Genomic DNA, 25263 nt, shown 5'->3' on the forward strand with positions numbered 1-25263 from the left:
CCCTGCCCCGCACTTTCCCCAGATCCCGGGGGCGAGGCTGTGGACGATAGGCAACGGGCGGGACCTGCGAAACGGCGCTACGAGCGCAAAACCACTTTCAATTCAGGGCTGAAACACTTATATCAGGCAGGCTGGTTCGCCAGCTATGGCAATAAACTGTCAGTGCAATAAACCTATCGGACCCGGGGGCGGTACCCGGCGCCTCCACCCAAGCCCACGGGGCATTCCACCCGAAGTCACGTGGGTTTCGGCGGGGGCGAAATAGGATCGACGAGGGCGTAAAGACTGTGCTTTTGCTCGGCATTGTACCACCGTTATCGGGCTGTCTTAATAGTTGCAAACGACAACTATGCTATGGACAACGCTGTCGCTGCGTAATGCAGTGCCGGTAGTCCTTTAAAGCCCTGCTGGATTAGCACCGGCAGGCGGGGTTGGAAGGCACCTGGCAACAGAAGCCTTCACCTTTCCGACACCTGAAAACCTGAGGCAAAGCCCGCAAATCGCGGCTTTATGCATGCATTGACTTGGCCTTCTCAGGAAAGACGCATTATTCCGGTATCACTTGGAAAATTGGCTTTTCTTTTTGGCGCCGGGCCGTCAATGTGGGTTATAAGGCACCAAATCAAAGCAAGATTCGACGAGAACTGATGTCTGAAGACCTTCTGCGATACGATATTTTGATCCAGGACGCGCTCAGGGGCGCAGTCAAGAAGATTCTGGCCGAGGTCGGGCGCACCGGACTGCCGGGCGAGCATCATTTCTACATCGCCTTCGACACGAATGCGCCGGGCGTCCGCATCTCCCAGAGACTGAAGGAACGCTATCCGCAGGAAATGACCATCGTGCTGCAGCACCAGTTCTGGGATCTGGCGATCGGCGAACATGCCTTTGAGGTCGGTCTCTCCTTCGGCGGCGTGCCGGAAAAGCTTCTTGTTCCCTTTTCGGCGATCAAGGGGTTCTTCGACCCATCCGTCCAGTTTGCGCTTGAATTTGATCCCGGCAAGACAGCCGAAGAATTGCCCGAGGAACTGCTCGAGGCCGTCGAGGAACTCGCAAAGGCCGAACAGGAACAGTCCGAAACCGCGACCGGGGGAACCGGTGACGTCAAGGAGGCCGATGCCTCACCACCGGAAAAGGACGATGCCGAGAAACCGGCCGCCAAGGCACCCGAGGGTGATGGCGGCGGAGAAGTCGTATCCCTTGATGCCTTCCGGAAAAAGACCTGACGATCGGAGACCCAAATGAGCGCGGAAATCGTAAATCTGCGCCAGGCTCGCAAGCGGAAGCAGCGCGAGACCAGGGACAAGGAAGCCAAGGACAATCGCCGGAAATTCGGCCGGACAAAGGCTGAGCGGGACGCTGCACGCAGACGGCGCGACGAACTGGAAAAGAAGGTCGACGGTCACCGGCTTTCCCCTTCCAGCGACGACGGCACCTGAACCTGATGCCGCTTGTCAAACGGTCCCTGACCCTTCACGGTCACCGCACAAGCCTGGCCCTCGAACCCGAATTCTGGGACGTCGTCGATGGTCACGCACAGGCCGAGAAACGGTCGCTTGCCGGCCTGATCGCCGAAATAGACGACAGCCGCGATCCCGACGATCCGCTTTCTTCAGCCGTCAGGCTTTGGGTTCTCCGGCAACTGAGAGCGACCTGAAGGAAGTCCCTCCGGCCTACTGAGCCCCAGGCAACACCAGCGGTGCGCCGACGTCCTGTGTGATCAGGTCTTCAATCGAAACCGGCGGATCGAGCGGCGGCAGATTGCTGCCCGGCTTGGAAGGCGGCGCCGTGCTGGGGACGGACTGCGTTGTCTGCGGGCCATCGTCTCCCAGAAGCGCCCTTATCCGCTCCGCGAATGCTTCGTCATCCCCGTCCTGCTGAAGGTTGCTCTGCTGTCTCGGCAAGGGAGCGGGCGCGCTTGGCTGGCCGGCTTCCTCTTCGATCCGCTGTTCAGATTGCTCTTCAAGCGCCCTTGCCTCTTCTTCGAGCCGCAGCCGTTCGAGTTCTTCGGCTGCAAGCGCTGCCGCCTCTGCTTCGCGCACGCGCCGGTCGCTCGCCTGCCTCTGACGTTTCAGTTCGCGCACCAGCCGGTCCCGCTCCAGGATCTCCGCCTGGAGTTTCTCCACACGCTCAACCTCCTGTTCGAAGGCGCGGAGGGTGAGATAAGCGGTGAACGGTGCAATATCGACGCGCCGTTCCGGTGCATCGACAGGCCCCTCGAACAGCAGCCCCACCTGGGGTTCGGCGCCGGTGACCGCGTCCTCTCCCGGATCGATCTTCAGCGAGAAGTCAGCGTCGAGATCGTAGGATCTGAGATCGACCTCGCCTGAGCCGAAGATTTCCGCACGGGCGGAATCCACCACGACATTGCGGGCACTCAGCCGCCCACCAACAAGGGTCAGTGTGCCGTCAACACGGTCGAAGGGCAGGCTGCCCGCGCTCATGTGGTTGACGAAGACCTCCCTGATCCGGTCGTCCTGAAGCTCAAGCCCGGCATCGGCCGCACGCGTGACAAGCGGAAAGGCCTGCGGATTGAGACCGCGGAAATCGCCCGCCTCCATTGAGAACGTACCGCCACCGTTGAGACCTGAAACGATTGCGGAAATCGACCGCCCTGCCCCTTCGAATTCAAGAAACAGATCCAGCGTTCCGGACGCGACCGCCCGGTTGTCCGGTCTCCAGACCAGTTGGCGGATATCCGCGCGGTCGAGCTTCACCCGCCCGGAGAACGCTGCCTCCGCATCCGAGCGCTGGACCGACAGGCTCCCGGTCAGACCGCCTCCGGCAAACGCACCGCTCAAGCCATCAAGGCGCAGCAGTGCCGGTGAGAGCCGCATTTCGGCGCGCGGGTTGGAGATTTCAGTCTCCTCATCCAGCATCAGGCGGTCCGCTTCGAACTGAAGCGTCACGTCGAGCCGGTCCAGAAGCGGTGCGCCGAACGGTACGGTCGGCCAGATGCTGGAACCGTCACCGGCCGCAAACCACTGATCGGGGCCCAGAACCAGTTCGGTCAGGCCAGTCAAGTCCGCCTGACTTGCCGCAAGACGCCCGCTGAAACGGCGATTGCGTTCGCCCGGCGCTGGTTCAAGATCACCGGCCAGAGCGCCCTCGAACGTGGTTTCGCCGACAGTCCCCGTCGCATCGCTGATCTCAAGCTCGCTCCCGCGCCCCGCGAGATTGAAGGAGATTTCGGCCGGGAGGGTGCCCGTCATGACGGGCAGAACCCGGCCGGCCATCAAGGCAAGCGGCGCCAGGTCATCGGTCTTTGCCGTGACAGCAGCGTCAAACTCCGTGTCGGTGTTTCGCGCCATGACCAGAGCGCCGTCCGCCGACAGCTCGGACGTCCCGATCGTCGCATCGACCTCAACGGTCAGCTTTTCCGATGGAACCCCTGACGCGATCACATATAGCCGTCCGCCGTCATTTTCGTTCAAGGGGATGATGTCGAAACCCAGTTGCTGCAGCAGCTTGCCGCCATCCGGTCCCTTGAGCCCGACCGAAAGCTGCAGTTCGGCGTCACGCCAGTCGTCGACACGTCCTTTCAGTCCGGCACTGAAAGCCGCTTCCGCGCCACCGGCAAAACCGTCGAGCGTGAGTGTCATATCCGTCTCGCCGCCACGCGCCGCGGCCTTGAGTTCGCCCTGGAAATTGGCCGGCACCAGGCTGCCGGCTGCCTTCTCAAGACGGCCTGCAAAGGCGCTTTCCGGAAACACGCTTCCCGCCAGCGCGACCAGGCCGGACAGGTCCCGTGCCTCCAGTTCACCGGCGATAGCACCTTCAGGAGCGGAAAAGAGGTTTTGAATTGCCCCCGTCACGTCCAGGCGCGCGCCCGCAAGATCCTCTGCGAAGAGCCGGTCGATCCGGACCCCTCCGTCTGCATAGTCCGCTTCGAGGGCCAGTCCCTTGCCGTCGACCCCGCGCGCGACGACTTCCTTGGCGCGCAGACGCACCGAAACGTTCAGGTCGGGCGTGTTGGCGGATGCGCCGCCGGCGTCCGCCTGGGGCCGCATGATGGCAGCGATGTTCTCGATCGCGTCGAGATCCAGCCTGTCCGCTTCCAGGTTCAGAGAAAATTCGTCGGCACCGCTCCGCGGCTTGCGGTAGGCAAGACCGCCCCGTGCTTCCGACCCGGCAAGCGTAAGCCGCAGATTGTTGAGCGCGGCGCCTTCCGGACGAAGGTTCAGCCGTCCCTCAAGCGCAATCGGCTCCATGGCGGAGGCGCTGCCCTCCTTCTGCCGCCACCACCCCAGGAAGGAACCGGGCTGATCGGAACTTATGGACAGGGCACCGCGGTAGCTCATTGCCGGCTCAAGACCGAGATCTCCCTGGGTCGCAACCAGGGTTCGCCCGGGCAAGCGGCCGGCAAGCCGCGCAACCCGCCAGCCGCCCAGCATCGTTTCCAGGTCGAGCCGGACATTCTGGATAATACCGCCGCCGGCAACAACTGCGGGCACATCAAGCGAAATCGCGCCGTCAATGGGCGGCAGAGGCACGGCGCGCAGCGCGGATATCAGCTGCCCACCCGCTGAATTGATCTCCACGGGGTCCTGCGGGCCACCGCCAAGGAGGCGGTCGAGATCCACCTGCTTTGACCGCGCCCGAACCTCAAATCGCTTGTCACCGGCATAGACCAGATCGGCGCTGCCGCTGACACTGAGACGCCTGTCCTCCGGTCCGTATCTGAATTCGAATTCAGGCACGGCCACCTCGGCGATGTCCGCCGTGAAGCGGCCTTCGGACGACCAGCTCTTGCCGGTGTCTTCATCGAGCACGATGGAAGCGATGTTGAAGGTGCCGTCGAACGCCGGGGCTGCATCTGTTTGCTGCAACATCCCGTCAAAAGCGAAGTTGACCGCCCAGTCGATCGGCGTCAGTTCGCCCTTGATCCGGATCCCGAAGTCTTCCTGGGCGCGGCCCGTGGCGATGGTCAGGTTATAGGGCGCGCCTTCGAGCGTCAGGCTGCCGGTTGCCTTGAAAGGTCCGGCAAGAGACCGGGCACTGACGGCAAGATTGCCGTCGTCGATCCGGTGGGTTTCTCCGGACCGCGCATCGACGATGGAAAGCGCACCGTCGCGAATGGTGATTTTTTCAAAGGCAACGTCTTCGGGCGGAAGGTTGGCCAGCGCGCCATCCGACGTGCGCGCCGTCAGCCAGTCCAGCCGGCCGCTTTCATCGAGCGAGAGGGCCAGATGGGGCCTGTCCAGCTCCATGTCGATGACCCGGATTTCCCCTTTCAGAAGCGGCGGCAACTCGATGCGGACGTTGAATTGCGACACGACGAGGAGCGGATCCTCGGCTTCGCCGACGCGCACATCGGAAAAACTGAGCGACGGCGCGGGCAGAAGGCGCAGATCCGCTTCCCCGAGCACGGTGACCTTGTGCCCGAGCGCTCGCTCCGCATAGGTTTCGAACGTGGATCGGTAAACAGTCCAGTCAATAAAAAACGGCCCTACCAGCGCTGCCACGAGCACCAGAATGACGGAAATTCCCAACGTGATGTAAACGGAGTTCAGGCCTTGTCTCCTTGCTCACCAAAGTCACCGGCCCCAGCGCGGGGCACCTTTTGCACCTTTCCTCTTTCGCAAACAGTCGGCCGGAAAGCTGCAATGACCCCCTTACACATAAACCATCGCGGTTAAAACGAGCTTATTGAACTGATTCGATACAATATCATGACTGCGGCAGGATCTTGCCCGGATTCATCAAATTGTGCGGATCGAGCGCCTCCTTGATGGACTGCATCAGTTCAAGTGCGTCTCCGTGTTCACGCTTCATGTATTTCTGCTTGCCCTGGCCGACGCCATGCTCGCCCGTGCAGGTGCCTTCCATGTCGAGCGCACGGATGGCGAGACGCTCAATGAAAGCCTCACACGTCTTCATCTCATCCGGATTGTCCGGATCCACCAGCACCTGTACGTGGAAGTTGCCGTCGCCCACATGCCCGACAATGGGCGCAAGCAGCCCTTCGGCCTCGATGTCGGCGGCAGTCTGGGTGACACATTCGGCAAGCCGGGATATCGGTACGCAGACATCCGTCGCGACAACCTGCGCCTCCGGCCTGAGCCCGCGACCTGACCAGTAGGCATCATGCCGGGCTGCCCAGAGTTTCGAACGGTCTTCCGCCGCCGTCGCCCACTCGAAGGGGCCGCCGCCGAATTCGTCCGCAATGGCGGAAAAGGTTTCCGACTGTTCGTTGACGCCGGCCTCCGAGCCGTGAAATTCAAGGAACAGCGTCGGTGTTTCCGCGAGGTCGAGCTTCGAATAGGAATTGCAGGCCCGGACCTGCATGCTGTCGAGCAACTCGATCCGCGCGACCGGCAATCCCATCTGGATTGTCATGATGACGGCCTGGCAGGCGGATTGCACATCAGGAAACGGGCAGACCCCGCCCGAAATCGCTTCCGGCTGACCGTGCAGGCGCAGAGTCAATTCGGTAATGACCCCCAGCGTTCCCTCGCTACCCACGAACAGCCGCGTCAGGTCATACCCGGCCGACGACTTCCGCGCGCGGCCGCCCGTGCGGATGATGTTGCCGTCTGCGGTAACCACCGTGAGCGCGAGCACCGCATCCTTCATCGTGCCGTATCGGACCGCGTTGGTTCCCGACGCCCGCGTTGCCGCCATGCCGCCCAGACTGGCGTCGGCGCCCGGATCGATCGGGAAGAAAAGTCCGGTGTCCCTGATATAGCTGTTGAGCTGCTTGCGCGTGACCCCGGCCTCGACACGGCAGTCAAGATCTTCCGAATTCACTTCAAGAACACTGCTCATCCTGCTGAGATCAATGGATATTCCACCCTCAGGCGCATTCACGTGACCTTCCAGCGAAGTGCCCGTCCCGAAAGGGATGACCGGCACGTTGGCCGCCGCGCAGATCTTGACCGTTTCGGCGACCTCTTCCGTCGTTTCCGCGAAAACCACGGCGTCCGGCGGCTGGTTCTCCAGCCAGGTCGTCGTGTGACCGTGCTGCTCCCGGAGCGCCTGCGAGGTGGCACAGCGGTCCGCGAACCGGGCCTTCAGTTTTTCGATCACGCCCGCAACGCTTCCGCTCGGGTCGTCTGAGTGCATCACATTTGCTTCGATCGCCATCGCTGACCGTCATCCTTCCTGCGGGCCGGACCTTGGCCCCCGCGTCAGGTGTGAATATGTTAGCGGAACACAAAAAGGTCAAAGCCAAATCCGGCTTTTGCCGCAGAGCGTTGCCACGCATTCGCAAAGGAGAGCCGAATGACCGCAGATTGGGGTGACGGGCTGGTCAGGAGTGCCGTGATGACGGTGAAGGATGACTGGATCGACTATAACGGCCATCTCAACATGGCTTACTACAACGTTCTGTTCGATACCGCCGTCGACCAGGTCTTCGAAAGGTTGGGGATGGGGCCGGAGTATCTGAAGGAACGCGGCGCGTCGTTTTTCACCGCCGAGGTTCACGTGTGCTACCTGCGCGAACTCAGCGCCGGGATGCCGGTTGTCGGAACCCTTCAGCTGCTCGATTTCGATTCCAAGCGGGCCCATTTCTTCCAGGAGCTGCGCCACGCCGACGAAGACTGGCTCTCGGCAACATCGGAACAGATGAGCCTGCACGTCGACATGGCGGCCCGCAAGGTCGCTCCCTGGCCCGAGGACATACGCGCCAATCTGGCCGCGCTTGCCGGCGCCCAGGCCGCGCTCGGAAGACCGGAAAGGGCCGGCAGGCGCATCGAGATCGTGAAAAAGGCGACATGAGTACAAATTAGGGTGATTTTCGCCGTTTGAAGCGCAAGTAGACCTGTTCATTAACGCCGACTCGGGCAAAATGGTTCCCGATAGGCAATGCGATCATATTCCCGGCCCTACTTATGCGCAAAATAATTGAAACTGCGGGTCAACTACCGGAAATCCTTATCAGCTGGATCACTCCCAACGTGCGCCAGTTCAGGGCAAACAAGCTGCCGCTGGTCTGGCTGCTGGCGATCCTGGTGGGGGCCCTGGTGGCTCTCGCGGCAATTGCGTTCAGAACGGCCATCGGGCTCATCCAGTGGCCGTGGCTGAGGACGACCACGGAGTTCACCATTCACGCGGCGCTCCAGCAGCCCTGGTATTACATCCTTCTGGCGCCGGTCGTCGCCGGCGCGGTGGTCGGCTGGATCCTGCACAAATATCACCCGTACCAGCGCGCAGGAGGTGTCGCCGACGTCATCGAGGCACGCGCCTATGGCGGCCGCGGCCTGCCGCTCAAGGCCGGTCTCTGGTCTGCGCTGGTGACCGCCATTTCCCTTGGCGGAGGGGCCAGTGCAGGTCGCGAAGGCCCGGTCGTGCACCTGGGTGCGACCCTTGGCACCGCGGTGTGCCAGTTCTTCAACCTGCCGGATTCTGCGCGCCGCATGCTGCTCGCCTGCGCCGTTGCCAGCGGCGTCTCTGCGTCGTTCAACGCCCCGATCGCAGGTGTCCTGTTTGCCCATGAAGTAGTGCTGGCCCACTATGCGGTGTCCGCCTTCGTTCCCATCGTTCTGGCGTCGGTCGTTGGAACGCTTCTCTCGCGGCTCTGGTTCGGCAATGTGGCCGCATTCGAAATCCCGCAATACACCATTACGTCCTATCTCGAGATCCCCGCCTTTGCGCTTCTCGGCCTCACCTGTGCAGCGGTCGCCATCATCTTTCAGTTTGCGCTGATCGGGAGCGACTGGACCGCGCGGAACATCACCATGCCGTTGTGGTTGAGGCCGGTCATCGACGGTCTTGCGGTCGGCGCCATCGGCGTCTTCTATCCTGAAATTCTCGGCGTCGGATACGAGGCAACCGATCTCGCCTTGAAGCAGGAACTGACGATCAACACGATGCTCACGCTGCTGGTGGTCAAGACAGCGGCAACCGCCATCACGCTGGCATCGCGCTTTGGCGGCGGCATATTCTCGCCCTCCCTCTATCTCGGGGCGATGACGGGGGGCGCGTTCGGCCTGATCGCGGCCTCGGTGTTTCCGGAGATGGCGTCCAGTCATGGGCTCTATGCCATTCTCGGGATGGGCGCTGTGGCGGCTGCCGTTCTCGGCGCGCCGTTTTCGACCACGGTGATCGTCTTCGAGCTGACCGGCGGGTATGCGCTTTCAATCGCCCTTCTGCTCTCCGTTTCGATCGCGACCGGTTTGACGCAGGCTGTCCATGGCAAGTCCTATTTCCACTGGCAACTCGGCATGCGCGGCTGTTTCGTCAATGAAGGTGCACACCAGTTCCTGAGCGAAACCGTGAAGGTGCGCGACTTCATGGATCCGCCGCCCGAAACGGAAGATGAGCGGGTGTTCAACCCGGGCGAGGACGGCCCGTATCTGCATGACACGGACACACTGGAGAGCGCGCTGAAAAGCTTCGATTCCTGCGGCAAGGCGACCCTTCCCGTCGTCCGTCAGGGAGACGCGAGCAAAGTCATCGGTCTCGCCCGGCACGTCCGGGGCCTGCGCTACTTCAACGCCGCCCTCATCAAGGCCACCAAGGAAGAACATCACTGATCCGCGTTTGCACTTCCGCGATTTCCCTCTCCCGCTGGAGAGAGGCGATCACGGCTGCAGCCGGTTACGCGCAGGATGCAAATCCACCATCGCTGCCCCGGCCTTGAGCCGAGGCCGCCTGCCAGCCGTGTTCAGGTCCCGGATCGAGTCCGGGACGGCGCGGGTTGCGAGGTCATCGACCGCCGCCCGGTTCCCCTCGCCCCCCGGGAGAGGGTCAGGGTGAGGGGTGAACGTCTGAGATGCGCCGACGGTTCCGATCGCTCACCCGGCCTTTCAGGCCGACCTCTCCCACCGGGAGAAGTGATCACGTCTGCGGGCAGTTCCGCGCATGATCCAAATCCAACCTCGTCACCCCGGGCGAACGAAGTGAGACCCGGGGCCTACTCAAACCACCGCTTGCGCAAGCAACTTGTTCCGGTTGCGCTCTGCTCGTTTCAAGCCGCTCTGGAAACGAGTAGGCCCCGGATCTCCGCTGCGCTGCGTCCGGGGTGACATCTGTGGAAACACCTCATCCTGAGGAAGCGCTTCAGCGCTGTCTCGAAGGATGGGCCGCACGGCAGGTGTCAGCCGCCCATCCTTCGAGACGCACGCAGGCGTGCTCCTCAGAGACTGGCCCGAAATTAGTTGAGTGATCCCGGTCGCATGTGATTCCGTTTTTGCGCTAACAGAACGGAGCTTCGCCATGTGGACCGAGACCACCCGCGCCAACTATGACCGTCGCAGCTTGCGTTACGCAAGTGATCTCACGGACGAAGAATGGAGGTTCATCTGTCCCCATCTGCCAGCCCGACGAGATCGAGGTCGTCCGCGCACCACGTCGCTGTGGGAAGTCGTCAATGCCATTCTCTATCTGCTGCGCACAGGCTGTCCCTGGCGGTTTCTGCCTGCCGACTTCCCACCACGTTCCACAGTGCAGAGATACTTTTATGCGTGGCGTGACAATGCGTTATGGCCAGCGCTGAACCGGCGGCTGGTTGAGCGGCATCGCCAATCACAAGCGCGCAATGCTACTCCGACCGCCGGTGTCATTGACAGTCAGAGCGTCGCAACAATCCAAGTCGGCGGTCCTCGGGGACTTGATCCATTCAAACGCATCAAAGGTCGCAAGCGCCACATTGTCACTGATACGGACGGGCTTCTTTTGGACGTTCTGGTTCATCCCGCCAACGTCCAGGACGTCCACGGAGCGGTGCCATTGCTACGCAGCCTGCGGCAGACCTATCCCAACCTTGCTCATATCTTCGCCGATCGGGTCTACCGAGGGCCGAAGCTATTGAAAAAGATCGAGGATTGTGGACCGTGGACGATTGAGATCGTCGAACGGCCAACCGGGGTGAAAGGATTCGCGCTTCTGCCAAGACGATGGGTCATTGAGAGAACATTTGCCTGGTTTGGGCGACGGCGGCGTCTTGCAAAGGACTTTGAAGTCAAACAAGAAACACAGACCGCTTGGCTGTACATCGCTAGCATCGAACTCATCATCAGGCGCTTGGCAAAGGCTCAAGAATGAATTTCGAGTCAGACTCTCAGGATGAGGTTGAGCATCGATACGGTCGTGCTCAGTTGGTTTGTGTTCCGGGTTCGCTGCGCTCACTTTTATGTCGGGTTTCCGGGTCGACGTTCAGCATCAGCTGCACTTGTCCGGAATGACGGCAGGAGCGTGTTGCACCCACCATCGTCGCCCCGGCCCCGAGCCGGGGCCTCCCGCCAGCCGTGTTCAGGTCCCGGATCAAGTCCGGGACGGCGCAGGTTACGGGGTCATCGACCGCCGCCCGGTTTCCCTCTCCCTCCGGCATAGGGCCAGGGTGAGGGGGTGAACGTCTGAGGAGCATTGATGGCGCTGTTCCCTCACCCGGCCTTTCAGGCCGACCTCTCCCGCCGGGTGAGGTGACCGGGTTGCGGCAAGTTCCGCGCATGATGCAAATCCGCCATTGTCACCCCGGGCGACCAAGAACGATGCGGCAAACGGCTCAAATCGCCTCTGTCGCCTTTTCCAGCCAGACGCGTTCCTTCGCACCGACAAGCGGGCCGATCTCTTCCCGTACGCGGGCATGATAGCGGTTCAGCCAGTCGCGCTCGGCGCCCGTCAGAAGAGACACATCAACAAGACGGAGGTCCATCGGCACGAGCGTGATCGTTTCGAAACCGAGCATCGGCCGCTCACCGCCGGCAATATCCCGGGCTTCGGTGACGATCTCCAGGTTCTCGATGCGGATGCCGTATTCGCCTGCCGGGTAGTAGCCCGGCTCGTTTGAGAGGATCATGCCGGGTTTGAGGGGCACGGTGCCGGTCTTGGCGATGCGCTGCGGACCCTCGTGGACGCCGAGATAGGCTCCGACACCATGCCCGGTGCCGTGGTCAAAATCGAGACCGGCCTTCCAGAGATCGATCCTGGCGAGCGTATCGAGTTGCGCACCGCTCGTTCCCTCCGGAAAACGCGCCGTCGAGATTGCGATATGCCCCTTCAGGACAAGCGTGAAGTGCCTTTTCATGTCTGCAGTTACGTCGCCGACCGCAAGCGTTCGGGTGATGTCGGTGGTCCCGTCCTCGTATTGACCGCCTGAATCGATCAGGAACGGCTTGCCGACGGGAACCTTCAGGTTGCTCGAATGGCTGACACGGTAGTGACAGATCGCGCCGTTGGAGGCCGCCGCCGAGATCGTGTCGAAGGAAATGTCCTTCAGGACACCGGTTCCGCGCCGGAATTCTTCCAGCTTTTCCGCAACCTGGATCTCGTCGAGGTCACCCTTCGGTGCCGCCTCATCGAACCAGCACAGAAATCCGACATAGGCCGCGGCGTCGCGGAGATGCGCATTTCGCGCGCCTTGAAGTTCCGTTTCGTTTTTGACCGCTTTCGGCAGCAAGACCGGGTCCTGCGCCTCGATCAGGCTGCCGCCGGCCTCCGTGATCGCGTCGGCGATCCCGATACCGGCAAGCGCCGGATCGATCATGACCTTTGAACCGGCCTTGCCGAGGTCACTCAGGCCCTTGTGGAAGGCCGCAGGTTCGGAGAGGTCGGTGAGTTCGGAAAGCGAATCCCGGACGGAATTGGACAGTTTCCGGCCGTCGATATACAGCGACGGCTTTCCGGACGCCGGCACGGTCGCGAAGGACAGCGGCAGAGGCGTATGATCGACGTCGGACCCACGGATGTTGAACAGCCAGGCGATGGAATCGGGCTGTGTCAGAACACAGGCATCGGCTTTCTTGTCGTTGAGAACGGCCTGTATTTCCGAGATCTTGTCTCCGGATGCCTTGCCGGCCAGTTCCAGCGGATAGAGCGACACCTGGCCGACCGGTGCTGCGGGCCGGTCTTCCCAGACCGCATCGACAGGATTTTCATTCAGCGTGACAAGTTCGGCGCCCGCGTCCTCGCAGACGGACCGCAGCCGGCGCACCTCGCGCACAGTATGCAGCATCGCGTCTATGCCGAGCTTCTGTCCAGGCCGCAGGTTTTCCTTCAGCCACTCGGAAACCGGCTCATTGATGAGATGCCGGGCTGCAAAGACATCGAGATCGACCTGGTCGCGCACCTGGATGGTGTAGCGTCCGTCGACAAAGATCGCGGCAGCATCGCCCAGGATCGCCGCAACACCGGCCGAACCGGTGAATCCCGTCAGCCACTGCAGGCGGCAATCGTTCGGCGGAACGTATTCGCCCTGATGCGCATCCGCGCGCGGGATAAGAAAGCCGTCGAGACCGAGGCGGGCAAGTTCGGCCCTGAGAAGCGCTGCATGCGGCGCTCCGCAGGAGGGATCACTGAGATCGTCGAAGGACTGAAACATGCCCGGCACGGTAGTGTGCCCCTCACCCGGGATCAACCCGGATATTTCTCAGAACGCTTGCCCTTTCAATCGGCTCGCAAATCCCTTGTGCGACGCAGCATTTCTTCTCGCATATGCGAAATATGCAAGCCTGTCATGCGTTTGGAGGCCTACCCGAACGACCCGGCAGACTGCATATAGGGAGCAACAACGAATAAAGACGTTTCTCCCTAGGGAAGCTCTTGAACTTCAAATGGGAATGATCACGATGACTATCGCAACCACGACTTCGACCCGTACCGGCAGCAGCTTTGTCCGTCGCGCTTTCGACCGCATGGTCGAAGCCCGGTCCAACCAGGCGCGCCGCTATGTCAACGGTTACCTGCTGTCCCTCGACGACGCAACGCTCGCAGCGCACGGCTACGACCGCAAGCAGCTGGAACGTGAAGGGTCCCTGACCAACCCGTTCTAAGGGGCTCAGGCGCTAAACAAAGCACTGTGCACACGAAAAGGGTCTGCCGATCAATCGGCAGACCCTTTTGTTTTGTCCATCTCACGCTGGTCGTCAGGCCTGATTTCGTCCCCTGACAAGGGTTAGTGTCAGCCAGCCGTCTTTCTCGCGCCGGCGATCCAGAACGAAGCCCTGGCAGCGATACGCGGACAGGATGCGCGCACCGTCTTCAATCCGCAGACCGGACAGAACCAGCGTCGAGGTCCGGGTCATCTGCGCCCCGATGGATTTCGACATGCGCATGAGCGGCCGCGCCAATATGTTGGCTATCACGAGGTCAAATGGCCCGTATTCGCCGAACCGCCGGTCCTCAACCCCGTTTGCCGTAAAGGCGGACACCAGATGACCGGCCCCATTCAGTCTTGCATTCTCCAGGGCGGTTCTGGTTGCGACCGGGTCGATATCGGTTGCCAGCACGGTCTGTCTGGCCTTGAGCGCAGCGGCGATTGCCAGGACCCCCGTCCCGGTACCGAGATCCAGAATGCGATCGTATTCACGCAACGACAGCAGCCGGTCGATTTCCTCCAGGCATCCGGCAGTGGTGCCGTGGTGGCCCGTCCCGAAGGCGAGCGCCGCCTCGATTTCAAGACCGATCGCGCCCGGCGGCACCTTGTCCCGGTCATGGCTGCCGTGCACCAGAAACCGTCCCGCGCGCACGGGCTTGAGGCCCTCCAGGCTCTTTTCCACCCAATTGATATCCGGCAGTTCCTCTGCCTCGACCGGTGCCGCGAACGCGTCGCTGCCGACCCGGTCGAGAACCAGTTGCCTCGCCGCGTCGGCTTCCATGTCGAACAACAGGATTTCGGCTGACCAGAACTTGCCGTCCTCGGACGCCTCATAAATCGTGACCGGGTTGCCTTCGTCTTCGAAAGCCTGCGCGAGGATCTCCGAAATCCGTTTCGCTTCAAGTTCTTCAGCCACGATCTGAACGCGGATGGTTTTCATGCCGGTGTCTGCCAAGATGGTTTGATCAAGGCATGCGGTATAGCCCTGCGGATGGAAACACACTAGGGCCAGGACCCATTTATTTGGTTGAATTGGCGCGGCAAACGGCGATGAGCTGCAAGGAAAAGCGCGACAAGCGGGCTTCCTGCCCGGTTGAGCGGTTTGACGAAGCAGATCGAAGCCGTTTTTGCGTCCCTGAGGGACAGGGTACGGACTCATAAATGAGGCCGAAATGGTTTGAGGCGGATTGCTTCTCCTCAAGGAGCGGAAGCGCGGGAAATGTGGTTCATTTTCAAGCCTTTCGCGACGCCGGGGAGGCGCAATCCGGTCAAATCCGAAGGACATGGAAATGGCTTCACCCCGTGGCGTCAGCGTGCTTGACCGGGCAGGAAGCCCGCTCTGCGCACTCTTCCTAACGGGATTTTGCCATTTCGCATGCCATTTCAGTCTCATTTGTGGGTCCGTACCCTAGAGTGAATTTGCCCGGCAACGTCGTTGCATATCTTTGGAAACCGGACGGTTTCCTGCAGCTTTGCGCCTCGTATCCGAACAAATTGATCCCTACCAATTCATCCAAATGAATGGGTCCTGACCCTAGTGCGGTGAATTTGAAGTTCGCATCATTGCTGCAGCAGTCTGCGAAGCGAACTTCAAATTCGTAAACCGCACTAGAAACATAGACTTGCTAGTCACCTTCTTGAACCTGAAGTTCGTTCGAAGCCCGCTGCACAATGAGACGAACTTCAGATTCAGGTGACTAGCGTCAAAAACAATTGACTGGCCAAATTCGCGAACTGCGCCATGATTCCGGTAAGCGGAGGTATGTGATGATCGGGAAATGGCTGGAAATTTCAACGCTCCGGGCAGGACAGCTGTTTGCAGTCCTGCTTCTGTGCATTGCTGCGGTCTCGGTTGGTGCCCGCGCGGACACGTCCAACGACGACCTGTTCGAAGCGTTGAAAAACGCGCCGAACGAGAAGGAAGCAAGGCTGATCGAGACCGAGATCTGGGAAGCCTGGATCGACGCGGCGCCCACCCCTGAACTGCGTGAGCAGGTCGAAAGCGCCATGCGCATGCGCGGTGAATACAACTATCAGGGTGCGCGCGAAGTGCTCGACAAGGTGGTGGCCGAGGCACCGGAATATCCCGAGGGCTGGAACCAGCGGGCCTTCATCCTGTTCCTCCAGGGTGACTACGAAGCCAGCCTGGCGGATATCAAGCGTGTCCTGGAACTTGAGCCCCGGCATTTTGGCGCGCTTTCAGGCCAAGCGATGATCTACATCACCCAGGGCCGCGCCGAACTCGCCCAGAAAACACTCAGAGACGCCGTCAATGTGCATCCATACCTTAAGGAACGTGCACTGCTGATCAAACCGAAAGGCGTTGATCTCTAAGGGGTTGGCCGGAATTGTCCGGTCTCAGTGCCGTTCGACGAAGCTGTCGATCACCTTTTTGACGCCGGCCTTCTCGAAATCGATCGTGAGCTTGTTGCCCTCGATCGAGGTGATCGCGCCATAGCCGAACTTGATGTGGAACACGCGTTCGCCGAGAGAATACTCCGACGGTGTCTCGCTGACGGACTTGGCGACAAGCTCCCCCTCGATCGTGAGAGGTCCCTGACGCTTCATGCGGGCGGACTTGTAGCCCCTGCCGCCTTCGGAAAACCCGTCATCCGATTGCCGTGCCCGCTGCGCGCGCTGCCAGCCGGGGGTCGAATAGCTGCCGCGCTCGAACGGATCGTTGCTGTCAAAGCGCGAGGGTCCGTAGCCGCCGCCGGCATAGCCGCCATAGCTCGAAGAGGGTTCGGCAATCTCGACATGGTCCGGCGGCAATTCATCGAGAAAACGCGACGGCACGGTCGATTGCCACAGTCCGTGGATTCTCCGGTTGGAGGCAAAATAGAGCTTCGCGCGCTGCTTTGCCCGCGTGATGCCGACATAGGCGAGCCGCCGCTCCTCCTCAAGTCCGGCCCTGCCGCTTTCGTCCAGAGACCTTTGATGCGGAAAGAGCCCCTCCTCCCACCCGGGGAGGAAGACCGTATCGAATTCCAGACCCTTGGCCGAGTGCAACGTCATGATTGACACAGCGTCGTTGGCATCCGCGCTGTCCCGGTCCATGACGAGCGAAATGTGTTCCAGGAAACCCGCCATGGATTCAAACTCTTCCATAGAGCGGATCAGTTCCTTCAGGTTGTCGAGCCGGCCGGGCGCTTCGGCAGACCGGTCGAGACGCCACATTTCCGTGTAGCCGCTTTCGTCGAGAATGATCTCCGCAAGCTCGGTGTGTTTGAGCTGGTCGAGCTGACGGCGCCAGCGGTCGAAATTGTCGAGAACGGTCTTGAGCGCATTGCGCGGCTTCGGTTTCAGCTCCTCGGTATCGATGAGCTGCTGTGCGGCCTGCATCAGGGGAATGCCCTCCGCGCGCGCCAGCCCGTGGACGAGCTTCAGAGTGGCGTCGCCCAGACCCCGCTTCGGCGTGTTGACGATCCGCTCGAAGGACGGGTCGAAGGCCGGCTGCGTGACACAGCGGAAATAGGCTAGCGCGTCGCGGATTTCCATGCGTTCGTAAAAGCGCGGACCGCCGATCACCCGGTAGTTGAGACCCAGCGTGATGAAGCGGTCCTCGAATTCGCGCATCTGGAACGAGGCCCGGACAAGCACCGCCATCTGGTTGAGCGTGTGTCCCTTGCCTTGCAGCGCCTCGATCTCGTCGCCGATCGTCCGTGCCTCTTCTTCCGAATCCCAGACGGACGCGACCGAAACCAGATCGTGGTCCGGCTCGTGAAAATCGGTGAACAGGGTTTTGCCGAGCCGCCCCTCATTGTGCGAAATCAGCTGCGAAGCAGCGGCCAGAATATGACTGGTCGAGCGGTAGTTCCGCTCCAGCCGTACCACCGTCGCGCCCTTGAAGTCGTGCTCGAACCGCAGGATGTTGTCGACCTCCGCGCCGCGCCAGCCATAGATCGACTGGTCATCGTCGCCGACACAGCACACATTCGGATTGCCCTGCGCCAGCAGGCGCAGCCACAGGTACTGGGCAATGTTGGTGTCCTGATACTCGTCCACGAGCATGTAGCGGAACCGGCGCTGATATTCCTTCAGAACGTCGGGCTGGGTCTTGAACAACGTGATCACGTGCAGAAGCAGGTCGCCGAAATCCGCAGCGTTCAGGATCGACAGCCGCTCCTGGTACTCCTCGTAAAGACGGCGTCCCCTGCCATTGGCAAAGGCCCGGGCCTCGCCTTCGGGAATCTGGTCCGGCGTCAACGCCCGGTTCTTCCAGCCGTCCAGCATCCCGGCGAAGGTCTTGGCCGTCCAGCGCTTGTCGTCCAGGCCTTCCGCCTGGATGATCTGTTTGATCAGCCGGATCTGGTCGTCGGTGTCGAGAATGGAAAAGCTCGATTTCAGCCCGACGAGTTCAGCATGCTTGCGCAGGATCTTCACGCAGATCGAATGGAACGTGCCGAGCCAGGCCATTCCCTCCACATTGCCGCCGACGAAGCCGGAGATGCGCTCCTTCATTTCGCGCGCGGCCTTGTTGGTGAAGGTGACCGCGAGGATTTCCGATTGCCGGGCACGCCCCGTCGCCAGGATATGGGCGATCCGTGTCGTCAGCACCCTGGTCTTGCCGGTTCCGGCACCGGCGAGAACAAGAACCGGCCCCTCGGTTGTCTCGACGGCAAGCCTTTGCTCCGGGTTCAACCCGGTGAAATAGTCCGGCGCCTGCCGCGCGGCCATCGCCCTGGCGGCAATTCCCCCGGACGCACGCGGCGGCACGGGCTCTGCGCCCCGGCGCGACTCGGTCGGCTGAAAAGGATCGTCAAAGGAATCGTCGTACCCGCCCGGGTCTGCCATGATGCGCTGGTCCAGTTCCACAAGAGACCGTCAAGTTTGCCGTGTTCCGGCCCTGAAGAACAATATAGCAACAAAATGTTTCTGGCGAGGCAGGAAAACATCAATAAGTGGGGACAAGGAAAGGTGTTCGGGGACTGGCTCCCGGCCTTGCCGCGAAGTGCAATTCCCGTAGGCCTCTGCAGCAAGACGCACAAGACAGCTGTTTTTGCACTGTGCTCGACAACGCCAAATCTTGTCATCCCTGCGCCCACCTTCGCGGGCGTAAACTCCGGCAGGGATCCAAGTGTAGCAGGCGCCTGCGGAGCTAACACCCACCGGGGGTACTGGGTCCCGGTCTTGCCGCTTGCGCGGCAAACCGGGATGACAACTCTGAACGATGCGCGAGACGGGATGCATTTAAGACACACGGACAAAATCTAGACTTGTCATCCCCGCGAAGGCAGGGATCCAGTAACCACCCGTGCCTGCATATCCAAGCTCCGCCGGACCACTGGCTCCTGGTCTTGCCGCTGCGCGACAAACCGGGATGACAACTCTGATCGAAACGCGAGACGGGATGCATTTACGACACACGAACAAAATCTAGACTTGTCATCCCTGCGAAGGCAGGGATCCAGTAACCACCCGTGCCTGCATATCCAAGCTCCGCCGGACCACTGGCTCCTGGTCTTGCCGCGTACACGACAAACCGGGATGACAAAAACGTCTAAACAAGCCTGGAGAAGAGGTCATCCCAGTTGGGGTTGCACTCCTCAATCATTCGGACTTTCCAGGCGCGCTTCCAGCGTTTGATCTGCTTTTCGCGCCTTATCGCCTGTTCGATCTCTTCGTGCACTTCGTAGTAGACGAGAGTACTCACCTTGTGTTTTGCCGTGAAGGCAGCACCCAAGCCTTCCCGGTGCAGACTGACCCGCCCCATTAGATCATTGGTGACGCCGACATAGAGTGTGCCACCCAGCTTGCTTGCAAGGATGTAGACATAGAACTGCCGATAAAGATGCATAAACGGAAAATACAATCGATAAGCGAGTATCGCAAACCTTCCAAAAATTGTCATCCCTGCACCCGCTTTCGCGGGCGTAGACTCCGGCAGGGATCTAGGTGTCGCAAGCGCCTGTGGATCTAACACACACTCGCGAATACTGGGTCCCGGTCTTGCCGCGTGCGCGTCAAACCGGGATGACAACTCTGAACGATGCGCGAGACGGGATGCATTTACGACACACGGACAACATCCAGACTTATCATCCCTGCGAAGGCAGGGATCCAGTAATCACCCGTGCCAGCAGATCGAAGCTCCACTGGGAATACTGCGTCCCGGTCTTGCCGCTACGCGACAAACCGGGATGACAAAGCAGGAGAAATCGCGAGAAGGATTGCGATGTCGACAAGCAATTAGCCTCAAGACTTGTCATCCCTGCGAAGGCAAGGATCCAGTAATCGCAGGCGCCTGCAGATCCAAGCTCCCACCTGGGGTACTGGGTCCCGGTCTTGCCGCGTGCGCGTCAAACCGGGATGACAACTCTGAACGATGCGCGAGACGGGATGCATTTACGACACACGGACAACATCCAGACTTGTCATCCCTGCGAAGGCAGGGATCCAGTAATCACAGGCGCCTGCAGATCGAAGCTCCACTGGGAATACTGGGTCCCGGTCTTGCCGCTGCGCGACAAACCGGGATGACAAAGCAGGAGAAATCGCGAGAAGGATTGCGATGTCGACAAGCAATTAGCCTCAAGACTTGTCATCCCTGCGAAGGCAGGGAACCAGTAATCACAGGCGCCTGCAGATCGAAGCTCCACTGGGAATACTGGGTCCCGGTCTTGCCGCTACGCGACAAACCGGGATGACAAAGCAGGAGAAATCGCGAGAAGGATTGCGATGTCGACAAGCAATTAGCCTCAAGACTTGTCATCCCTGCGAAGGCAGGGAACCAGTAGTCGCAAGCGCCTGCGGATCTTGACCCCACCGGGGATACTGGGTCCCGGTCTTGCCGCTACGCGGCAAACCGGGATGACAATCGTATGCTCGGGATGAGGTCATTGCGCCGCGGGTAAACCAGAGAGAAAAGCAAGCCCCGAAAAAAATCCCGGCTTGCCGTGAAGCGAGCCGGGATTTTGAAATGTCGGACGGAAACCGCGGGAGGCTTACGCGGCCTCTTCGCCGCGGTCGTCTTCGTCGCGGACCTCTTCGAGGAACGTGTTCACCGCCTCGGAGAGGCTCGAGGCCACCTGGCCGAGCTGCTCGGCGGAGACACTGAGCGTTTCCGACTTCTGCCGGGTCTGGTCGATCGATCCGGAAACCCCGGAGACGTTGGTCGCAGCCGCCTTGGCGCCGTCGGAGGCGAAGGTGATGCTCTGGGTGATCTCGCTGGTCGCGGCATTCTGCTCGTCGACCGAAACCGCGATTGTTTCGCTGACGGACCGGACTTCCTCGATCTTTTCAACGATCGAGCGGATCGCGGCGACGGACTTCTGCGTCGAACTCTGCACACCGGAGATCTGGCTGGCGATCTCGTCGGTCGCCTTGGCCGTCTGGGTGGAGAGTTCCTTCACCTCTGCGGCGACAACCGCGAAACCCTTGCCCGCCTCACCGGCCCGCGCCGCCTCGATGGTCGCGTTCAGGGCAAGAAGGTTGGTCTGTTCGGCAATGGCGCGGATGATCTCGACGACTTCGCCGATCTTGTCGGCGGTTTCCGCCAGGAGCGAAATGTCCTTGTCGGCGGCAACAGCCGTTTCCGCGGCAACGGAGGATATCTCGGTTGCCGAGGAGGCCTGACGCGAAATCTCGCTGATGGAAGCAGACAGCTCGGCGGCGGCCGAGGCGACCGTCTGGACGTTGGTCGTTGCTTCCTCGGTTGCCGAATTGGCCGCACGCGCGCTTTCGTCGGCGTGAAGCGCGATCTGCACCATGTCCTGGGCGTTGCTGCTGACGCCCTCGGTTTCCGAAGCAAGTTGCGTCTGGATGGTCAAGACCGACGATTCAAAGTGATGAATGGCGTTTTCCAGCTGTGCCCGGCGCTGCGCGCGCAGGATACGGCCGGCCTCGGCCTCCTCTTCCAGTTGCTTCTGGTGGATCAGCTTGTCGCGGAAGACTTCGGACGCCCTGGCGATGTCGCCGATTTCATCGGGACGATCCGTGTCCGACACCTCCACATCGAGGTTACCCTCGGCAAGCGCGGAGATCGCGTCGCGCTGGCGGCCGAGCATTTTGCTGATCGCGAAGACCTGGAAAACGGCAAGCGCAAGAGCAAAACCGGTCAGGACAACCGCGACAACGGTCAGCCAGAAGATCTCGGAATTGAGCTGCGCGGAATCGGCATCGGCTGCTGCTTCGGCCCGGTGAATGAGCTCGTCTGAAAGCCCCTTCATGAGATTGAGACGCTTGGTCGCCATCGCAAACCAGACACCACCTTCAAGACCTTGAGCATCCTTGGTTTCCGGCAGGCTGTGGATCAGTTCGCGCCACTCAAGTGCCTGGTCGACGTCCGGCCCCTTGACCATCTCCTTGAGCATGGCCTTGTGCTCGGGCAATGCGACGGATTTGAACTCCTTCATGAACGCCGTTTCACCGCCGTAGTGGGTGATGACCTTCTTGAACGTCGCGAGGTTGACTTCACCTGTCCGGTTGAACTCATTCAGCAACGCGGCACCATTGGCGCGTTCCAGACCGCCGGACTCCATTGCCTCGACGATCGTGAGATATGGAAGAAGTTCTGCCGTGATTTTCTGCGACGGACTGGACTCCGTCGTCAGCCCAATCACGTGGACGAGTTCGTGAATTTCCGCAGTGTAGCCCTTGATAACATCACCAACGGAAAACTCCTTGGCATCGATCGCCTTGCGAAACCCGCCCGTCTTGTGAACCTGCTCAGCCGTGTGCTGGAGATCTTTCAGCATGGCTTCGTTGTTGAGGTCGATTGCGGCAAGATGCTCGTCGAAAATCTTCAATGCCGCATCGGACTTCGGCCGCTGCGCATCAAGCTTGGCCCTCACATCAGGGTCGTAGTCCGACTTGATCAGGCTCACGCTCATGCCGCGTTCTTTTTGAAGTTCGTGGATGAGATTGCCGCTGTCTTCCGCGATCCGTGTCAGCGGGCGCATATAGTCATGATGCGCCAGCTCAACGATTTTTTCATAAACACTGAATGTCGCAAAACCGATAACCGCAAGCATCGGCACACCCGCAAGCGCCGCAATCTGCAGCTTGATACGTTTCATTTGTGAGTCCCCTCAGGAGCAGAGATCTTTCCTCCAAACTGCCGGGGGGGCATTACTTGTTACTTAACGTCAGAAACAAACTTGACCTTTTGCGACACTATTTTCGTAAAATGTCAACTTTATCAATTTCAGGTAGTAGTGCCAATTTTCGTAGAATTGTCATTTTTTACGAGTAAGGGTATCCAGCACACAAGAACCGACCGCGAAGAAATGACAGATTCGATCCGGCGCGGCACTGGGGAGCCGGACGCGACTGCACCCGTTCCAAACGGACCTTACGTCAATTTTTGTGCGGCCAGGCCCCCCGAGGCGCAGGTTCAGACCCCCACCAAGTCGAACCAGCCATCCTCCGAAATCACCTCGACCTGAAGATCCTGGGCCTTTTTCAGTTTGGATCCTGCGCCGGGACCGGCAACAACCAGATCGGTCTTCTTGGACACCGAACCGGACACCTTGGCTCCCAGACGCTCCGCCATCGCCTTGGCCTCGTCGCGCGTCATCCGTTCCAGCGACCCAGTGAAGACCACCGTCTTGCCGGCGACGGGTGACCCGGACGCGTCGATCTTCTCCGCTTCCTGCGGCTTCACCTCGGCCAGTAGCGCATCCAGCTGTCCGCGATTGTGCTCCTCGGCAAAGAACTCGATCAGAGCTTCTGCCACGATGTGGCCGATCCCGTCGATATCGTTGAGGTCCGCCCAGGCATCGCTCTCAGGATCATGCGCAGCCGTCATGGCGTCATAGAAAGTGGCCCAGGAGCCATAGGCACGGGCGAGCAGCTTGGCGTTGCCTTCACCGACATGACGGATCCCGAGCGCAAAGATGAAGCGGTGAAGCTCGATGTCGCGGCGTGCCGTGATCGCCTCGAACAGGTTCTTCGCCGAAAGAGCTCCCCATCCTTCCCGGTTCCGCAGTTTGGTCAGCGCGCGCCTGTCGCGTTCCTCGAGCGTGAAGATATCGGCAGGCGCCATCACCAGGCCGTCCTTGTAGAAGGCATCGACCTGCTTGTCGCCGAAGCCCTCGATGTCAAACGCGTTTCGGGAGACGAAATGCTTCAGCTTCTCCGTTGCCTGCGCCGGGCAGATCAGCCCGCCCGTGCAGCGGCGCACCGCGTCGCGTCGCCCCGTCTTTTCGTTTTCCTCGCGCACGGCGTGACTGCCGCAGGCAGGGCAGACGGTCGGAAACGCGAAGGCGACGGCGTCCGCCGGCCGTTTGGCGAGATCGACGTCGACGATCTGGGGAATGACGTCGCCGGCCCGCTGGATCTTCACCGTATCACCGACACGGATATCCTTGCCGTCGCGGATCGGTTCGCCGTCCTGGCCTATGCCCTTGATGTAATCCTCGTTGTGAAGCGTCGCGTTGGAGACAACCACCCCGCCGACCGTGATCGGCTCAAGCTTGGCAACCGGTGTCAGGGCGCCGGTCCGTCCCACCTGGATCTCGATGTCGTTGAGAACGGTATAGGCCTGTTCGGCCGGAAACTTGTGCGCGATCGCCCAACGCGGCGATCTTGAGACGAAGCCGAGGCGTTCCTGCAGGTCCAGCCGGTCGACCTTGTAGACGACACCGTCAATGTCATAGTCGAGCCCGGCCCGGTTCTCCTCGATCCCGTGATAAACCTCCAGCAGTTCCTCCACGGTCTCGCAGCGCTTCATCAGCGGGTTGGTCTTGAAGCCCCAGGAGGTGAAGCATTCCACCATGCCGGATTGGGTGTCGGACGGCATCTCGCTCATCTCGCCCCAGGCATAGGCGAAGAACCTGAGCGGCCGCGATGCGGTGATTTCGGACTTCAGCTGTCGCAGCGACCCAGCGGCTGCATTGCGCGGATTGGCGAAGACCTTGCCGCCATTTGCCTCCATGCGTGCATTCAGGTCCTGAAAATCCCTGTGCGCCATATAGACCTCGCCGCGGATCTCCACCACGGCCGGAATCTTCCCCTGAAGTTTTTCGGGTATGTCCTTGATCGTTCTGGCATTCGCCGTGACATTCTCGCCCGTTGTGCCGTCGCCGCGCGTCGCGGCGTAGATCAGTTCGCCGTCCTCGTAACGCAGGGACAGGGACAGGCCGTCGATCTTGGGTTCGGCCGTTACTGCCAGAGCGCCCATGAGCGGATCGAATTTCAGGAAGCGGCGCACACGTCCGACAAAGTCCCGGACATCATCGTCGTTGAAGGCATTGTCCAGCGACAGCATCGGCACGACATGCGAGATCTTGCCGAAGCCGGACGCCGGCGCAGCGCCGACTTGCGTGGACGGGCCTTCGCTCAGAACAAGATCCGGAAAGCGTTCCTCGATCGCAAGGTTCCGGCGGCGCAGCGCATCATAGTCGGCATCGGAAATTACCGGCGCATCGTCCTGGTGATAAAGCCTGTCATTCTCGGCGATCTCTCCGGCGAGACGTTGCAGTTCCTGCCGGGCCTGGTCGGCGGTCAGATCCTCGACGCGGATGGTTTTCGCGTCCCCGGTGCCGGTCGCGTTTTCACTCATG

Annotated in this window: 16 protein-coding genes and 1 other RNA gene; 9 read left to right on the top strand and 8 right to left on the bottom strand. The window is 60.7% G+C overall.

The features are described 5' to 3' along the window. The first annotated feature begins 91 nt into the window (after nt 1-91). The 4 genes from ssrA (at nt 92) to ACO07N_RS27685 (ending at nt 1657) form a co-directional block, all read left to right on the top strand. Nucleotides 92-463: a transfer-messenger RNA gene (ssrA, locus tag ACO07N_RS27670) on the top strand. Nucleotides 464-647: 184 nt separating this feature from the next. Further along, nucleotides 648-1226 carry an SspB family protein gene (locus tag ACO07N_RS27675; protein ID WP_421984087.1) on the top strand — a complete coding sequence of 193 codons (579 nt, stop codon included), beginning with the start codon at nt 648-650 and terminating at the stop codon, nt 1224-1226. Between the two features lie 15 nt (nt 1227-1241). Next, on the top strand, nt 1242-1439 hold the full coding sequence (locus ACO07N_RS27680; protein WP_421984088.1) for a DUF4169 family protein: 198 nt from the start codon (nt 1242-1244) through the stop codon (nt 1437-1439). 5 nt (nt 1440-1444) lie between these two features. Then, nucleotides 1445-1657, top strand: coding sequence for a ribbon-helix-helix domain-containing protein (locus ACO07N_RS27685; protein WP_421984089.1), 213 nt, complete (start codon nt 1445-1447; stop codon nt 1655-1657). 16 nt (nt 1658-1673) lie between these two features. On the opposite strand, the gene ACO07N_RS27690 is transcribed toward ACO07N_RS27685, so the two are convergent. Both ACO07N_RS27690 and ACO07N_RS27695 read right to left on the bottom strand, forming a co-directional pair. After that, nucleotides 1674-5465, bottom strand: a complete 3792-nt coding sequence (locus ACO07N_RS27690) for an AsmA-like C-terminal region-containing protein (RefSeq protein ID WP_421984090.1) — start codon at nt 5463-5465, stop codon at nt 1674-1676. 205 nt (nt 5466-5670) lie between these two features. Then, complete coding sequence (locus ACO07N_RS27695; RefSeq protein WP_421984500.1) at nt 5671-7065, bottom strand: FAD-binding oxidoreductase; 1395 nt, start codon at nt 7063-7065, stop codon at nt 5671-5673. Between the two features lie 159 nt (nt 7066-7224). Here ACO07N_RS27695 and ACO07N_RS27700 point away from each other — a divergent pair, with 159 nt between their 5' ends. The 3 genes from ACO07N_RS27700 (at nt 7225) to ACO07N_RS27710 (ending at nt 10989) form a co-directional block, all read left to right on the top strand. Beyond that, on the top strand, nt 7225-7722 hold the full coding sequence (locus tag ACO07N_RS27700) for a thioesterase family protein (protein ID WP_421984091.1): 498 nt from the start codon (nt 7225-7227) through the stop codon (nt 7720-7722). Nucleotides 7723-7835: 113 nt separating this feature from the next. After that, nucleotides 7836-9479: a chloride channel protein gene (locus ACO07N_RS27705; protein WP_421984092.1), complete on the top strand. Its 1644-nt coding sequence runs from the start codon at nt 7836-7838 to the stop codon at nt 9477-9479. A 682-nt stretch (nt 9480-10161) separates the two neighbouring features. Continuing rightward, the gene (locus ACO07N_RS27710; protein WP_421984093.1) at nt 10162-10989 is read left to right on the top strand and encodes an IS5 family transposase; all 828 of its coding nucleotides are present in this window, start codon (nt 10162-10164) and stop codon (nt 10987-10989) included. A gap of 460 nt (nt 10990-11449) precedes the next feature. On the opposite strand, the gene ACO07N_RS27715 is transcribed toward ACO07N_RS27710, so the two are convergent. Next, entirely contained in the window at nt 11450-13264 is a 1815-nt protein-coding gene (locus tag ACO07N_RS27715; protein WP_421984501.1) for an aminopeptidase P family protein, read from the bottom strand. Nucleotides 13265-13511: 247 nt separating this feature from the next. On the opposite strand from ACO07N_RS27715, the gene ACO07N_RS27720 reads away from it, so the two are divergent. Beyond that, nucleotides 13512-13715, top strand: coding sequence for a hypothetical protein (locus tag ACO07N_RS27720; protein ID WP_421984094.1), 204 nt, complete (start codon nt 13512-13514; stop codon nt 13713-13715). Nucleotides 13716-13808: 93 nt separating this feature from the next. Here ACO07N_RS27720 and ACO07N_RS27725 read toward each other — a convergent pair whose 3' ends face one another. Further along, complete coding sequence (locus tag ACO07N_RS27725; protein ID WP_421984095.1) at nt 13809-14699, bottom strand: 50S ribosomal protein L11 methyltransferase; 891 nt, start codon at nt 14697-14699, stop codon at nt 13809-13811. An 827-nt stretch (nt 14700-15526) separates the two neighbouring features. On the opposite strand from ACO07N_RS27725, the gene ACO07N_RS27730 reads away from it, so the two are divergent. Beyond that, complete coding sequence (locus ACO07N_RS27730; RefSeq protein WP_421984096.1) at nt 15527-16093, top strand: tetratricopeptide repeat protein; 567 nt, start codon at nt 15527-15529, stop codon at nt 16091-16093. 24 nt (nt 16094-16117) lie between these two features. Here the strand turns inward: ACO07N_RS27730 and ACO07N_RS27735 are convergent, their stop codons facing one another. The 4 genes from ACO07N_RS27735 to ligA form a co-directional block, all read right to left on the bottom strand. Then, a complete protein-coding gene (locus ACO07N_RS27735; RefSeq protein WP_421984097.1) occupies nt 16118-18553 on the bottom strand; it encodes an ATP-dependent helicase in 2436 nt (811 codons plus the stop codon). Nucleotides 18554-19259: 706 nt separating this feature from the next. Further along, nucleotides 19260-19556: a GIY-YIG nuclease family protein gene (locus tag ACO07N_RS27740; protein WP_421984098.1), complete on the bottom strand. Its 297-nt coding sequence runs from the start codon at nt 19554-19556 to the stop codon at nt 19260-19262. 1147 nt (nt 19557-20703) lie between these two features. Next, the gene (locus ACO07N_RS27745; RefSeq protein ID WP_421984099.1) at nt 20704-22776 is read right to left on the bottom strand and encodes a methyl-accepting chemotaxis protein; all 2073 of its coding nucleotides are present in this window, start codon (nt 22774-22776) and stop codon (nt 20704-20706) included. A gap of 317 nt (nt 22777-23093) precedes the next feature. Further along, nucleotides 23094-25262, bottom strand: a complete 2169-nt coding sequence (gene ligA / locus ACO07N_RS27750) for an NAD-dependent DNA ligase LigA (protein WP_421984100.1) — start codon at nt 25260-25262, stop codon at nt 23094-23096. Nucleotide 25263: the final 1 nt, after the last annotated feature.

The sequence above is a fragment of the Roseibium sp. genome (genome assembly GCF_965229775.1).
Lineage (GTDB): Bacteria > Pseudomonadota > Alphaproteobacteria > Rhizobiales > Stappiaceae > Roseibium.

Coding starts and splice junctions, on each gene's coding strand:
- ACO07N_RS27720 (WP_421984094.1), top strand. CDS start 13,512: ATGACTATCGCAACCACGACTTCGACCCGTACCGGCAGCAGCTTTGTC.
- ACO07N_RS27685 (WP_421984089.1), top strand. CDS start 1,445: ATGCCGCTTGTCAAACGGTCCCTGACCCTTCACGGTCACCGCACAAGC.
- ACO07N_RS27710 (WP_421984093.1), top strand. CDS start 10,162: ATGTGGACCGAGACCACCCGCGCCAACTATGACCGTCGCAGCTTGCGT.
- ACO07N_RS27740 (WP_421984098.1), bottom strand. CDS start 19,556: ATGCATCTTTATCGGCAGTTCTATGTCTACATCCTTGCAAGCAAGCTG.
- ACO07N_RS27680 (WP_421984088.1), top strand. CDS start 1,242: ATGAGCGCGGAAATCGTAAATCTGCGCCAGGCTCGCAAGCGGAAGCAG.
- ACO07N_RS27695 (WP_421984500.1), bottom strand. CDS start 7,065: ATGCACTCAGACGACCCGAGCGGAAGCGTTGCGGGCGTGATCGAAAAA.
- ACO07N_RS27735 (WP_421984097.1), bottom strand. CDS start 18,553: ATGGCAGACCCGGGCGGGTACGACGATTCCTTTGACGATCCTTTTCAG.
- ACO07N_RS27715 (WP_421984501.1), bottom strand. CDS start 13,264: ATGTTTCAGTCCTTCGACGATCTCAGTGATCCCTCCTGCGGAGCGCCG.
- ACO07N_RS27745 (WP_421984099.1), bottom strand. CDS start 22,776: ATGAAACGTATCAAGCTGCAGATTGCGGCGCTTGCGGGTGTGCCGATG.
- ACO07N_RS27730 (WP_421984096.1), top strand. CDS start 15,527: ATGATCGGGAAATGGCTGGAAATTTCAACGCTCCGGGCAGGACAGCTG.
- ACO07N_RS27675 (WP_421984087.1), top strand. CDS start 648: ATGTCTGAAGACCTTCTGCGATACGATATTTTGATCCAGGACGCGCTC.
- ACO07N_RS27725 (WP_421984095.1), bottom strand. CDS start 14,699: ATGAAAACCATCCGCGTTCAGATCGTGGCTGAAGAACTTGAAGCGAAA.
- ACO07N_RS27705 (WP_421984092.1), top strand. CDS start 7,836: ATGCGCAAAATAATTGAAACTGCGGGTCAACTACCGGAAATCCTTATC.
- ACO07N_RS27700 (WP_421984091.1), top strand. CDS start 7,225: ATGACCGCAGATTGGGGTGACGGGCTGGTCAGGAGTGCCGTGATGACG.
- ligA (WP_421984100.1), bottom strand. CDS start 25,262: ATGAGTGAAAACGCGACCGGCACCGGGGACGCGAAAACCATCCGCGTC.